Genomic DNA, 13,661 nt, shown 5'->3' with positions numbered 1-13,661 from the left:
TTGTTATCTCCGTAGCTATTTGCTATAAAAGAGTATAACCGTTTTAACTAGGGGGCTTTAAAGTGATTTTATTAATCGACCATAATGATTCATTTACATATAATTTGTACCAATATTTTTTAGAGCTGCAGGAAGATGTGCGGGTTGTTTCGGCTTCTGATTTTACGCTGGAAACCTTTCGTCAACTCACTCCAGAAATGGTTGTCCTTTCGCCCGGACCTGGTTCGCCGGAGGATTTCCCGGTAAGTTTGGCGCTACTCGATGAAATTCACGTTCCCATTCTTGGGATTTGCCTCGGCCATCAAATGATTGGTCATTTTTTTGGAGCAAAAGTGGTTCGCGCAGAAGTCCCCGTTCACGGAAAAACCAGCATCATTTCGCATAACGGTAAAGGCTTGTTCGCTGGGCTTGATCCTAAATTCCAAGTCGCTCGCTATCATTCCCTCGTTATCGAACCCGACTCTGTCCCAGCTGATTTGCAAGTAACCGCCATGACGGAAGATGGCGTTTTAATGGGCTTTGCGCACATAACCAAACCCATTCACAGCGTTCAATTTCACCCAGAAGCAATCCTTTCTGAAAATGGCCACGCGATACTAGAAAACTTTGTACGACTAGGGAGGCATGCCAAATGAGCTTATTACGATTTGATTTTGAAGGCGAAACAAAGATCTTTGAAAAGCCGTTACACGAACTTGTTGCGCGCGATTTATCAGAAGTACTTCCTGTGATGAAAGCTGCTGAGGCCGCCCAAAAATCCGGAAAATATGTCGCTGGTTTTGTAAGTTATGAAGCCGCTCCTGCTTTTCGAAGCAATTTAAAAACCAATAATCCGATTGAAAACACGCCACTCGTCTGGTTTGGCGTATACGATAATTTTACCGAAACGATTGCGGAAAGCTCAAATTCCGCACCACTTTCTTTTAAAATGGATACAAACTACCCGGAATATGCAGCAAAAATGGCAAAAATCAAAGCTGAAATCGCGGCCGGAAACACGTATCAAATCAACTACACCGTGCGGCTTCAAAGCGACGTACCAAGCGACTTTTCCGCGCAAGCAACCTATGAAACTTTACAGCAAGTAGGAAAAGCAAATTACACAGCACTACTTTCAACGAATGAATTTCAAATTATCTCCGCTTCACCCGAACTCTTTTTTAAATGGAAGGAAAATGTCTTGACGACGCGGCCGATGAAAGGAACTATTCGCCGTGGAAGTACGAAGCAAACCGACTTAGAAGCACATGATTGGTTGAAAAACGATCCGAAAAATCGGGCGGAAAATGTGATGATTGTCGATTTGCTCCGAAATGACCTCGGGATGATTGCAGTTCCCGGGAGTGTGAAAGTACCGGAATTAATGACTTTAGAGCCATATCCAACTGTTTGGCAAATGACTTCTACCGTTACTGCAGAAACCGTTCCTGACACAGATTTAACAGCTGTCTTCAAAGCGCTCTTCCCATGCGGTTCGATAACCGGCGCCCCGAAAGCGCGAACGATGGAGATTATTTCAGAGCTAGAAGATTCCCCGCGCGGCGTTTACTGCGGAGCGATTGGATTTCTGGAACCAAACGGAAATGCCATTTTCAACGTACCGATTCGTACTATTGCTATTGCGGATAATAAAGCAACTTACGGCGTTGGCGGCGGCATCGTTTGGGATTCTGATGCCGAAAGCGAATTTTCCGAAATCCACGCGAAATCAGCCATTTTGGAAAAAGCGAGCAAGTTTTCTTTAATTGAATGTTTGCGTTTGGAGAACGGCGAACTCGCCCGAACCGAATTTCATTTAAAACGACTTCAAACGAGTGCTGAGTTTTTTGGCTACTCCTTTAACAGGGAAGAAATGAGGGAATTATGGAACAAAACCGCGCGAAAAAATGCGACTGGCACTTTCAAAATGCGTTTTTTACTGCATCCAGATGGCACGCATCATTTAGAACTCGCGGAAATCAGCAAGGAAAACGCATCAATAACGGCGCAACTTGCCGAACGCCCTGTCTCTACCAACGACCTATTTCTTTACCATAAAACCACTCATCGCAAGGTTTACGAAAACTTAAAGAGTACTAAAACAGCGGAAACCCTACTTTGGAATGAACGCGAGGAACTGACAGAATTTATTAACGGGAATATAGTTCTAGGTATAAATGGCTGTTTTTTCACCCCGCCAGCAACTTCTGGGCTGCTTCCCGGCACAATGCGCGCCGAACTTTTAGCAAATAACAAGATTACTGAAAAAACGCTAGTAAAAAAAGACCTTTTTGACGCAGACTTTGTGTGGTTAATTAATAGCGTAAGAGGTTTTGTAGAAGTCGAAATCGAACAATAAAGCAACATGATTTTCACAATTTAAAATGATTTACCATCGCTCATTTCGCCATATTTTCGCCACATTTACAATTCGTGAAAATATCACTTGCAAATTTTCACAATCTATATTAGAATATACGTTCGCACATATTTATTTCCGTTTTCCAAGGAGGAAAATCATGAAAGTATTGTTTCACCATCTCAAAAGATACAAACTACAAGCGACACTATCTACACTGTTTGTAGTAGTCATGGTTATCTCACAACTATGGCAACCAAAATTACTTCAGCAAGTCCTAGACGCCATCATGAAAGACAATATGGATGAAATCTCTTCCATAGGCGCACTTTTAATCGGTATTGCCGCTGTCGGCCTTATCGCTGGGATTCTAAACACGATTCTTTCTGCCAAAGTCGCTCAAGGCGTTGGTGCGGATATTCGTGAATCTAGTTTCCGTAAAATCCAAACATTTTCATTCAGCAACATCGAAAAACTTTCGACAGGTAATCTAGTTGTTCGTCAAACAAACGATATTACCCAAGTACAAAACTTAGTGATGCTTTCACTACAATCGCTAACGAGAATTCCGATTATGTTTATCGGGGCTTTTATCCTAGCGATGTTTACCTTGCCGGAATTATGGTGGGTAATTATTGTACTCGTTGTTCTCGTTGTACTGATTGTTGTATTCACGTTCGGCTCAATGGGTAAACACTTTGCAATTATCCAAACGTTAATTGACCGCGTGAATTCTATCGCAAAAGAAAATCTTGCCGGAATGCGCGTAGTTAAATCTTTCGTGCAAGAAGACAATGAAATCGGTCGTTTTACAACGGTTAGTGACAAATTAACTCGTCACACGATTATTGTTGGTACACTTTTCTCTGTGATGATTCCTGCATTTATGCTCGTTTCTAACTTAGCAGTTGTTGTTTCCATTTTCTTCGTAGGCGACATGGCTGCTGAAAACCCTGAAGTTATTGGGGCTATCGCATCATTCATGAACTACTTAATGCAAATTATGATGGCAATTATTATCGGTGGTATGCTGATGATGATGGCTTCTCGTGCGCTTATTTCCTTGAAACGTATTACCGAAGTTCTAGAAACAGAACCCGATATTACATACAACGAAAATGCGCCAGAACAAGACTTAGAAGGTACAGTTGAATTCCGTAACGTTAGTTTCAAATACGACGGTGACGATACGCCTGCGCTTGAAGATATTTCATTCAAAGCAAGTGTCGGTGAAATGGTCGGTATTGTTGGTGCGACAGGTTCTGGTAAATCCACTCTTGCCCAATTGATTCCTCGACTATACGATCCAACTGAAGGTGAAGTTATTATCGGCGGAACTAACCTAAAAGATATTAACAAGAAAACCCTTCGTAGCACTGTTTCCTTCGTGCTTCAACGCGCGATTTTATTCTCCGGAACGATTGCAGACAATTTACGTCATGGTAAAAAAGATGCAACTGCCGAAGAAATGGAACACGCAAGTAAAATTGCACAAGCGAAAGAGTTTATCGATAAACAAGCCAAACTTTATGAAGCGCCTGTTTCTGAGCGTGGAAATAATTTCTCTGGTGGACAAAAACAACGTCTATCAATCACACGTGGAGTTATCGGTTCGCCGAAAGTTCTCATTCTCGATGACAGCACAAGTGCACTTGATGCAAAATCCGAGAAATTAGTAAAAGAAGCACTAAATAAAGAACTGGACGAAACTACTACTTTCATCATTGCACAAAAAATCTCTTCTGTTATTCAAGCAGATAAAATTCTCGTGCTAGATCAAGGTAAACTAGTTGGCGTTGGTTGCCATAAAGAACTTCTGAAAGAAAATGCAATCTACCGTGAAATTTACGACACTCAAAAAGGCAAGGAGGTAACCGCATAATGAAAGAGTTTAAACAAATTAGCCGCTTTTTCTGGCACTATCTGCGGGGGTATAAGCCTCAACTTTTTGTCATTTTAATTGCCGTAGTTTTTGCGACATACCTTCAAGTAAAAGCACCACAATATATTGGTAACGCCGTTCAAGAACTTGGTAATTACGTGGTTCGTTTACTACAAACGGGTGTTGATGACAAGAGCGACTTCATCCATATCATTTGGATGCTGATTCTCTGCTACGTACTGCTCGCTGCTGCGACTTTTATCCAAAGTATCATTATGACAGGGGTAGCTGGTAAATCGACGAATAGAATGCGTATAGGGCTTTTCCGCAAGATGGAAAAACTATCGATCCGCTTCTTCGATAGCCGCAATGATGGCGAAATGCTTAGCCGTTTCACTAGTGACTTGGATAACATTTCCAACACACTAAACCAAGCCCTGATTCAAGTACTATCAAACATCGCGCTAATGATTGGTGTTATTATCATGATGTTCCAACAAAACGTGGAACTAGCCTTCGTTACTCTAATATCTGCTCCATTTGCGATAATTATTGCGACTATTATCATCCGAAAAGCACGTAAATTCGTTGATGTTCAACAAGATGAACTAGGCGTACTAAACGGCTACATTGATGAAAAAATTTCTGGTCAAAAAATCATTATCACAAACGGTTTAGAAGAAGAAACAATCGACGGCTTTGTTAAACAAAATAATATCGTTAAAAATGCCACTTACAAAGGGCAAGTTTACTCCGGTTTACTTTTCCCAATGATGCAAGGTATTTCCCTATTAAATACAGCTATCGTTATCTTCTTCGGTGGATGGTTAGCTCTAAACGGGGACCTTGAACGCACAGCCGCTCTTGGTTTAATCGTTATGTTCGTTCAATATTCACAACAATTCTACATGCCTCTAACGCAAATTTCATCCCAGTACAGCTTGCTACAATTAGCAATCACTGGTGCTCGCCGTGTTAGCGAAGTATTTGCAGAGGAAGAAGAAGTGGAACGCGAGAACCTACAAACAATTGATGGTATTAATAAAGGTGTCAAACTCGATCATGTTGATTTCGCTTATGACCCTTCAAAACCAGTTCTAAAAGACGTTTCAATTGATGTAAGTAAAGGTAAAATGGTTGCTCTTGTCGGACCAACTGGCTCTGGTAAAACAACTGTTATGAACTTGCTTAATCGCTTCTATAATGTCGATGGTGGCGCGATTCTCTTTGATGATATCGACATCCGCGACATTCGCCTTGATTCGCTTCGTAAACAAGTCGGTATCGTGCTACAAGATTCCGTGTTATTCACAGGAACCATCCGCGATAACATTGTTTTCGGTAAGCCCGAAGCAAGCGACGACGAAGTAATCAATGCAGCAAAACAAGCTAACATCCACGATTTCATTATGAACCTAGAAAAAGGTTACGATACAGAAATCAGTGATGAAAATAATATTTTCAGTGTTGGTCAAAAGCAGCTTATGAGTATTGCTAGAACTATTATTACGAACCCGTCTCTTCTAATTCTAGATGAAGCAACAAGTAATGTAGACACAGTAACCGAAAGCCGCATCCAAAAAGCAATGGACAACGTAATCTCCGGCCGAACTAGCTTCGTCATTGCCCACCGTTTAAAAACCATCCTCGATGCCGACCATATCGTCGTGCTACATCAAGGTGAAGTGATTGAACAGGGTAATCATGATGAGTTGATGAAGGCTAATGGGTTTTATTCTGAGCTTTATCATAATCAGTTTGTTATTGAGTAAATAACTATCCTTTCAATGAGTGGATTGCAAAGTGTTTTATTACTTTGTCTATCCATTAAATTAAAAACGAGTCCCTACTTAAAAACGTAGGGACTCGTTTTTAATTTCAATTGTGCTAGTATCTTTTTTTTGCTATATTAAAGAATAGTAAAGTTTTAAATAGGGAGTGGAGAAAGATTGTTAAATAAAAAAAGAGTTATAGCTGGAGTATTACTACTATTGCTAAGTTTACTTACTATTGGCTATTACTCAGAAACCTTTAAACTAACTTTAAGCTGGTTGTTATTTACAGTAGTTTTAATGGTCCTTTATTTTAGACAAGAGAGGAACTTTCAATTTCAATGGACAACATTGATAATATCACTGGTAATTAGTTTGTTTTGGATGGCTTCATCATTCAATGGTGGACCATATGGCGGGAATTTTGTTTTTAATAGTATTATTTTAGTAGGCACTTTTCTTGTAATCACTATCTTTGTCTTACTTTTACTACTTGAAATGCGAACGGAATATAAAGTGAGACAAGAACGCAAAATAAAATGGCCATTTTTTGTCCTGTTTACAAGTATCCCCTTCGCAGTCTGGATGATTTCATTTCTAGCTTATTATCCAGCAAAAATGACTTTCGATTCCTATTATCAATGGGGAATGGCTCATGGTATTCGCCAATATAGTCAGTGGCATCCACTTCTGCACACTTTGTGGATAGAAACAACAAGCGCGATTTACAACTCGCCTTCTAGCTATATTTTTTCTCAAATAATTGTTGTTTCATTAATCGTTGGCTTTGCTATTTATACGCTTGTAAAAATGGGAGCGCATATTTGGATTGGTGTTTGTATTTCCATCGGCTATGCCATATACCCAGCAGCAATGTTTTATTCTGCAACGGCTTGGAAAGATTTTCCATTTGCAGCCTTTATATTACTTTTCACCGTTTTAATTTTAAAAATAGTACAATCTAATGGAATGTGGCTGAAAAATTGGTGGCACCTTATCGCTTTTGTTTTAGTAGCTTTTGTTTGTATAAATCTACGAAACAATGGAATGATGATTATTTGCGTGTCGCTTCTGTGCTTACTTATTTTCATGAAAAATTATCGTCTTATTATAACTGGTGTCCTTGTTGGAACTTTGGGACTGAATTTTTTATTTGGTCTGGTTATGACAAACGGGCTTCATGCACAACCTAATCCATTAAACCAAGCGCTCGCAATTCCTTCCCAACAAATTGGGGCTACTTTTTATAATAATGGAAACTTTACTCCTGAATTAAAAGAGTATTTCACTTCCATATTACCTGAAGAGAATTGGAAAAAAGATTACAATCCTTATACTGTAGATCCGATTAAGCATGATATCAAGTACAATTCATCCGTCATTGAAGATGATTTCGGGCTATATATTAAAAATTGGTTCAAACTCTTAACGGCTAATTTCGGTACTTATGTAGGAGCTTATTTAGATCAAACTGCGGTCATTTGGCAATTTTATTCTCCGGAAGATTATAAAGTGTTCTTTGATACTTCAGCGAATATTCAAGATACAAGATATGATGTAAGAGCATTCGCCCGCTTCTTCCCAGACGGTTTATCGGAAGAAGAGGTAAATAAATTAGGATATGAAGTCTATCAAACAGAATACAAAAATGCAACCGGAAAAGATGCAGTTAGCTACAGCGAATATAAGAAACGGATTGACGATTCTACTAATCCACTTATTTCAATATCTAAAGCTCCAAGTCTGAAGAAAATAACAGATAGCATTTATGCAAAAACAACAAATGAGTGGCAGAATTATTTATTAAAAGGGGCCATTCCATTAGTCTTGCTTATAATAGCAATTGCTGCAGTTTGTTTCCAACATCCTAAAAAGAAACTACTTATTTTTGTACCGGTAGTAATGGCACTTATTACTATAGCAATTGCAATGCCAGCAACAGACTTTAGATATTCTTATAGCTTTATATTCACCGTACCTATTGTCTTTTTTGCAACTAAATTAAAAAATTACAAAGGAAATCAATTTTAAGGAGAGAATCATGGGAATCTTAAATGAGAAAGTAGCTGTACTCTTGCCTTGTTATAACGAGGAGCTTACAATTGGTAAGGTAATTGATGATTTTAAGCAAGAATTACCAAATGCGGATATTTATGTGTACGATAATAATTCTAAAGATAAAACATTTGAAATAGCGAAAGCGCATGGTGCTATCGTTCGAAAAGAAATGCGTCAAGGTAAAGGTAATGTAGTACGTTCTATGTTCGCGGATATTGATGCTGATTACTATTTAATGGTCGATGGTGACGATACCTATCCAGCAGAATACTGCCATGAAATATTAGAGGTGCTTCGCAATAAAGAAGCTAATATGGTTATTGGTGATCGCCTAAGTAATGGTACCTACACTGAAGAAAACAAAAGAAATTTCCATGACTTTGGCAACTCACTAGTACGTAATACAATAAATCGTATTTTCAAAAGTAACTTGAGAGATATCATGACAGGATATCGTGGCTTTGATCGTTATTTCGTTAAAAATATGCCAGTTTTAAGTCCTGGTTTTGAGATTGAAACTGAAATGAGTATTCACGCGCTAGAAAACCGCTTTTTAGTGAAAGAAATCGAAATTGATTACCGTGATCGCCCAGAAGGTAGTGAATCAAAACTAAACACATTTTCTGACGGTTTCAGAGTAATCATGACTATTGTAAGATTATTTAAAAATAGTCGTCCGTTTTTATTTTTCAATTTATTAGCTTCTTTGTTTGTCCTTGTAGGAGTACTAGTCGGTTTACCAGTAATAATTCAATTTGCTCAAATTGGCTTAGTACTGAAATTCCCGAGTGCGCTACTTGCAACGGGGTTAATCATAATGGGTATGCTGTTCTTCGTTTGCGGATTAATCCTTGATACGATAGCTCATAGAAGCAGGCAAAGCTACTTCTTAGAACTTGTTAAATACCGTGAAAGAAATCCTTTGAACTAAAATTAGCTAAATAAAAAGTCGATTTCCTAATTCAGGAAATCGACTTTTTTTGTTAGGCTAGTAAAAATCAACTATGATTCCCAACGAGTTTTGGACAAGATTTACTTTGCTTAATGCTTGAAAGTAAAACTAATAATCAACGGTTGGAAGATAACAAAAAAGAAAATCCACAATGTCGTTAATATTCAAAGTGGATTTTCTAATCATACATATACAATCATTCATTACTATCTACTAATCCAAAACTCTGCTTTAACTATTGTTTTATTCAATTTAGTACCTTCTAAATTCGAGTTATAGACATATTCTCCTCTAAACGTTCTTTATTGAATTTTCAACTGTAACAGAAATCCTTTATTCTCAGAAGTTGCGGACAATAAATATATCGTAATATCAGTGACTCTTTTTTCTTGGATATAAAAAGTTGCGGATTTGTACTCAATGAACTGCACCAATTGATGGAAGAAACTTTGTGCCGCTTGATAGCTAAAATTTTTCATGTTCACATCTAAAGAAAAATAATTATTTATCGTTTTACCTTCTTTTTGAAATTTTAAATCAAAGCTAGAGATACTATCTTCTTGATATTCAAAAAAAGAATTTATTTCAGACCTTAGCCCAATTTCATATTCACAATTAAGTGATTTCGCTAGATTAAATATATCAGCTTTATCCACGCATAAATACCTTCTTTTTATTTATTTTCAAATCTTTTTTTAGCACTAGTCAAATATGCTTGCCACGATTCCTCCATGCTCTTCCCCTCTATTAGAGGCATATTTAGAAAAATCCATGAACTTGTAATTTCCGCTCAAGTTTAATAGCCTCCTTTATTTCCTTTTGATTTTACAAAAAGCAACTCTTTATACATATTTAAGAGAGCTCGTTCAAGCTCTCTTAAATGAATCATCATGCACTAACTTAAGCTAGCGTTTTGTTAGCTATCGGCAACTTGATTAGTGAGTTTCTCCTTGCTAGTAAAGTGCCTTTTTTATTTAGTAATCCAATTATTGATTTTCAATGCTTATGGAAAGCATTGTTCCAAAACAAAGACTGGCGATTGTACTATTCTCTCTTAAAGCTTTCAAATACATATCTTCCTTTTTCAATTCAGTAATATTATCAAAATTCCCATAAAAAATATCTTTTTCTTTATAGGTCAAGAACACACTAATTTGGTTTTCATAGGTTCTTATAAAGATTTTTAAAGTAAAATCATCTTTGCTAATTTTATATGTTATATTGCCATCACCTATATTGTCAGTCAAGCTTTCACTTTCAGATAGAAATAGTTCCATCAAGTCTAATTCATCATATTTCACTTTTATCTGTCTCCTTTATTTAAGCATCACAGTGATTACATCACCTAAATTATTAATTTCAACTCTTTACTTTTTCTAGATCATCTGGCAATTAGGTTCGATAAATACCATAATAACAGCTCCAATATCATCCTTTTTTACATTATTTTCATAATGCTTAAGTAGTCGAACTATATCATACTCTTGAAACTTCATTATTTACCTCCTCTTTATTATTTTACATAGATTGTAGTTAAATTTGGTTTCACTATTCAGCCTGTACGCACTATTTTTACCTTTTGGTCCAGTTATTGACATATCAACAGTATACCGCTGTCCATAATCGTCTAATTTCTCTAAAGCAGCTTTACTTCCTGGCAATTTTTCATAAACCTGTTTTAATAAACCATCTGCGTTTGATTCATTACAGCCTACGCATTTTCAAAAATTTTTACTTTGTTTCCTCCTACAGGATGTTCTGGATTTAAAGACTACTCTGTTAATTTATGGGGATTGATTGTTGCATCTTCTAAGTTAGGCAGTGCATTTTTCACCGTCTTACTAGTCTCACTTTCTTCCTTAGGGCTTGGAACCTATCTTTTTAGTACGAAGATTTGCTTCTCCATTTAATTTCTTTACATACAAAACTTGTCACAGTTTCATCTTCAATATCTTCGCTACTATACCAATAAAAATCATCTTCCTGCTTAGTAAAATGAACACCTAATATGTCTAAAGTCAAATTCAAATCATTGTTTATATGAAGTTTACTGACTCCTCTTAAACATAATTCTATATTTGTCATAAATTCTGCTTGTCTTTGTATCCATAAATTCACTACTGGCTCTGTATTCATTATCATAGAATATTCTTCATCTACATAGGTGCCACTTGAATACGTCAAACCTTTTATACAACTATCATGAAAATTATTAATTAGTTGCATCAATTTATCAATATCTGCTTGAGTTTCTAATTTTTCCCATTCCATTAATTTTCTCCCCTTATTTCAATCTTTTTGGTTTAGCAGGATTTGTCCAATCCCACTTATGTCTGTGCGGAAACTCATGTGTTCCATCATCTGAATGGTTAAAGTGATTTCAATTCTTCAATTTCTATACTTGTTAAATCTTTTATCGAAAAACCAATCACTTCATTCAATTTCAAAAACACTCTGATTCTATTTATATTGTAAGATGAATCAGGTTCAAAATCCTCCTCAAAACTACATACAAGTTCGTCACTATCTAAAAATATAAAATAGTTAGAGTCAATATCTACATAGTCATTTTCTTTTTTTAAAATTGAAGAATCTACCATAATTAGTCCTTTATTTTCTTTAGTTAAGCTGAAATCCATTTTTTTAAAGAGATCCGAAGCAACATAAAAAACTATAGTTTGTATACTACCATCAGTTTTATCAATACCTATTTCTAAAGGAGGAATCCCCATTGTTCTAGTTAGACGCCAATAATCATAATAACTTTTATTATTTTTTGTATCCATTTTTACTGAAATCATAAGTAAGTCGTCTACAACTTTTTCCATGTGAACTTCACTTTTAATATTGATGTTCTCACTATTAATTTTTTTTAATAACATATTATCCTCCTAATATTATGGTTTGTATAAAGCATGATATATTACCCCTGTATCACCATTAATACCAATTTCCCAACCATTCACATTGAAAAAGGTTTTACTTTAGGTAATATGGAAGATACCGCATCTTGAAAGCTAAGCATCAATTCATTTTCAGTTATAATTGACCCCTTAGCATCAAAATCCCATACTTCATCTGGTCTAGGGTAGCCTGCTTTGGAGTCATAGGTTGGATTGCTATAGCTTTTCCTAATAGTGCAAACATTAATATGCTTATTTATCTTTGATTGCTATGAATATACTAGGTATCATGTCTGCAAGCCATACGTTTTCGTTACCGTAGTAAAAATTCACCCCATCATTCCGTGCTTCTAATGCCCTTATCTCCAATATAATGGGATTTTTATCTTTTCTTTTCCCTACTAAATTAGCTGTTTCTATATCTTTAGATAAATGAACATATTGTCGAGACATTGGAGATAAACCATTTTTTTCAATTTCAGATAAAAAATTATATGCAGTTCCATGGTACAGAAATTCAGGAGGAATAGCTTCTTCTTTTACTATTTTCATTGGTATAGAATGTCCATAGAAAGCTCTAATACTATTTCCTTGAATTTCGTGCCTCTTTTTTTCTGATTTCTCGATCATTACTTTTAAATCATCAAGTTCTACATTTTGCCATTCATTAAACTGATGAAAGGCTTGTAATAATTGGTCAATCTGCACCCAACCATTTTTATCTAGTTCTAACTCATATTCCCATGGAGCATGACGCAATGCATAAGAAACTTCTTTACTCAATTTTGTATAGTTTATATTATTAGACATTTTCTTCCTCCCGATTATATTCGACCATTGTTTTAACAGCAGATTCTAACCACTCCCATAAGTCCTCAAATTCACCTCTTTGTTCAAAACCTTCTGTAGTGAAATCATGAATTAATTGAATTTTACTTCCTTTATCAATTTCAAAACAGGCGGTATCATCATTGTCAGCCCTCTTAGCAAACGGAATTAACTTCCGCTTAGGATATCTCTCCTGCATGCCGTTATAAATACTTGAAGCTTGTTCTTTTTCCAGCAAAAACCAAATATCAAAATTTACTAAACCTAAATCTATCAGTTTTTCATATGATTCGGGATATTCATAATTAATTTCATCTATATAAAAATCATTCAAATTAACCACCTAAACTTTCTATTTCATTTTCGCTAAATCAAATGAACCACTCGGATTATTATTTTTGAAACTAGCTTTTTGTTTACCGATTCTCAAATCAGTAGCTTCCCCTCATGTCTTAGGAACTCCTTTTGGTGTTGTAAATCTTGCAACCATATCCTGTGGTAAAAGGTCATCATAATTTCTAATCGTTGCTTGGACGTCTATTCCAGCCTCTCTAGCTGCTGCAACTCTCGTATTATCAAGAGTAGTTAATTTACCATCAGGCATTCTCACAACATCAATTGGATCACCTTTCCAACCATTTGCTTTCATGCTAGCAATAATTTCATCAGAACCATTTACAGAAGTTTGACTAATCCTAATTTCCGAAGGGTTAACATTTTCAATATTCTTTCCAAGTCCACCAGTTGCCTCTGCTGTTTTTGTTGACTTATCACTTTTCGCTTTGTCTTTATTCTTCTCAATATTCGAAAACAAATCATTCACGTCTTGGGAAAAGTTAGCTCCGCTGCTTGCTATTAAAGCTGCACTTCCTGTGATTATGGTTAATCCTGCTATATTGAGTGGCACTCCGATTACTGCTATAGAAGC

The 13,661-nt window shown here is 36.3% G+C and carries 13 protein-coding genes; 6 read left to right on the top strand and 7 right to left on the bottom strand.

The window, feature by feature from the left end; genetic code table 11:
• Positions 1 to 62 precede the first annotated feature (62 nt).
• From HCJ30_RS08725 to HCJ30_RS08700, 6 genes are all read left to right on the top strand, one after another.
• Positions 63 to 635: an anthranilate synthase component II gene (locus tag HCJ30_RS08725; protein ID WP_185391838.1), complete on the top strand. Its 573-nt coding sequence runs from the start codon at positions 63 to 65 to the stop codon at positions 633 to 635.
• Entirely contained in the window at positions 632 to 2,338 is a 1,707-nt protein-coding gene (pabB, locus tag HCJ30_RS08720) for an aminodeoxychorismate synthase component I (protein ID WP_185391837.1), read from the top strand. The genes HCJ30_RS08725 and pabB overlap by 4 nt, the downstream gene beginning before the upstream one ends.
• A 160-nt stretch (positions 2,339 to 2,498) precedes the next feature.
• Entirely contained in the window at positions 2,499 to 4,220 is a 1,722-nt protein-coding gene (locus HCJ30_RS08715; protein WP_185391836.1) for an ABC transporter ATP-binding protein, read from the top strand.
• Complete coding sequence (locus HCJ30_RS08710) at positions 4,220 to 5,992, top strand: ABC transporter ATP-binding protein (protein ID WP_185391835.1); 1,773 nt, start codon at positions 4,220 to 4,222, stop codon at positions 5,990 to 5,992. Before HCJ30_RS08715 ends, HCJ30_RS08710 begins: the two co-directional genes overlap by 1 nt.
• Positions 5,993 to 6,169: 177 nt before the next feature.
• Positions 6,170 to 8,023 carry a DUF6020 family protein gene (locus tag HCJ30_RS08705; protein WP_185391834.1) on the top strand — a complete coding sequence of 618 codons (1,854 nt, stop codon included), beginning with the start codon at positions 6,170 to 6,172 and terminating at the stop codon, positions 8,021 to 8,023.
• Positions 8,024 to 8,033: 10 nt separating this feature from the next.
• Positions 8,034 to 8,981, top strand: a complete 948-nt coding sequence (locus tag HCJ30_RS08700) for a glycosyltransferase (RefSeq protein ID WP_185391833.1) — start codon at positions 8,034 to 8,036, stop codon at positions 8,979 to 8,981.
• A gap of 323 nt (positions 8,982 to 9,304) precedes the next feature.
• Here the strand turns inward: HCJ30_RS08700 and HCJ30_RS08695 are convergent, their stop codons facing one another.
• The 7 genes from HCJ30_RS08695 to HCJ30_RS14305 form a co-directional block, all read right to left on the bottom strand.
• A complete protein-coding gene (locus HCJ30_RS08695) occupies positions 9,305 to 9,658 on the bottom strand; it encodes a hypothetical protein (RefSeq protein WP_185391832.1) in 354 nt (117 codons plus the stop codon).
• A 330-nt stretch (positions 9,659 to 9,988) separates the two neighbouring features.
• Positions 9,989 to 10,303 carry a hypothetical protein gene (locus HCJ30_RS08690; protein ID WP_185391831.1) on the bottom strand — a complete coding sequence of 105 codons (315 nt, stop codon included), beginning with the start codon at positions 10,301 to 10,303 and terminating at the stop codon, positions 9,989 to 9,991.
• A 580-nt stretch (positions 10,304 to 10,883) separates the two neighbouring features.
• Positions 10,884 to 11,273, bottom strand: coding sequence for a hypothetical protein (locus HCJ30_RS08685; RefSeq protein ID WP_185391830.1), 390 nt, complete (start codon positions 11,271 to 11,273; stop codon positions 10,884 to 10,886).
• Positions 11,274 to 11,371: 98 nt separating this feature from the next.
• Positions 11,372 to 11,884 carry a hypothetical protein gene (locus HCJ30_RS08680; RefSeq protein WP_185391829.1) on the bottom strand — a complete coding sequence of 171 codons (513 nt, stop codon included), beginning with the start codon at positions 11,882 to 11,884 and terminating at the stop codon, positions 11,372 to 11,374.
• 273 nt (positions 11,885 to 12,157) lie between these two features.
• Entirely contained in the window at positions 12,158 to 12,715 is a 558-nt protein-coding gene (locus HCJ30_RS08675) for an RNA 2'-phosphotransferase (protein ID WP_185391828.1), read from the bottom strand.
• Positions 12,708 to 13,067 (bottom strand): hypothetical protein, encoded by a 360-nt coding sequence (locus tag HCJ30_RS08670; protein ID WP_185391827.1) that lies wholly within the window; start codon positions 13,065 to 13,067, stop codon positions 12,708 to 12,710. The genes HCJ30_RS08675 and HCJ30_RS08670 overlap by 8 nt, the downstream gene beginning before the upstream one ends.
• Positions 13,068 to 13,178: 111 nt before the next feature.
• A complete protein-coding gene (locus tag HCJ30_RS14305) occupies positions 13,179 to 13,640 on the bottom strand; it encodes a ParB/RepB/Spo0J family partition protein (RefSeq protein WP_260444426.1) in 462 nt (153 codons plus the stop codon).
• Between the last annotated feature and the right edge of the window lie 21 nt (positions 13,641 to 13,661).

The sequence above is a fragment of the Listeria cossartiae subsp. cossartiae genome (assembly GCF_014224155.1).
Lineage (GTDB): Bacteria > Bacillota > Bacilli > Lactobacillales > Listeriaceae > Listeria > Listeria cossartiae.
The sequence above is the reverse complement of the archived record's forward strand: the minus strand, read 5'-3'. Positions and strand labels throughout refer to the sequence as shown.

Excerpts from the sequence above, each read along its gene's own strand:
- pabB (WP_185391837.1), top strand. The coding sequence starts at position 632 with ATGAGCTTATTACGATTTGATTTTGAAGGCGAAACAAAGATCTTTGAA.
- HCJ30_RS08715 (WP_185391836.1), top strand. The coding sequence starts at position 2,499 with ATGAAAGTATTGTTTCACCATCTCAAAAGATACAAACTACAAGCGACA.
- HCJ30_RS08710 (WP_185391835.1), top strand. The coding sequence starts at position 4,220 with ATGAAAGAGTTTAAACAAATTAGCCGCTTTTTCTGGCACTATCTGCGG.
- HCJ30_RS08700 (WP_185391833.1), top strand. The coding sequence starts at position 8,034 with ATGGGAATCTTAAATGAGAAAGTAGCTGTACTCTTGCCTTGTTATAAC.
- HCJ30_RS08685 (WP_185391830.1), bottom strand. The coding sequence starts at position 11,273 with ATGGAATGGGAAAAATTAGAAACTCAAGCAGATATTGATAAATTGATG.
- HCJ30_RS08680 (WP_185391829.1), bottom strand. The coding sequence starts at position 11,884 with ATGTTATTAAAAAAAATTAATAGTGAGAACATCAATATTAAAAGTGAA.
- HCJ30_RS08675 (WP_185391828.1), bottom strand. The coding sequence starts at position 12,715 with ATGTCTAATAATATAAACTATACAAAATTGAGTAAAGAAGTTTCTTAT.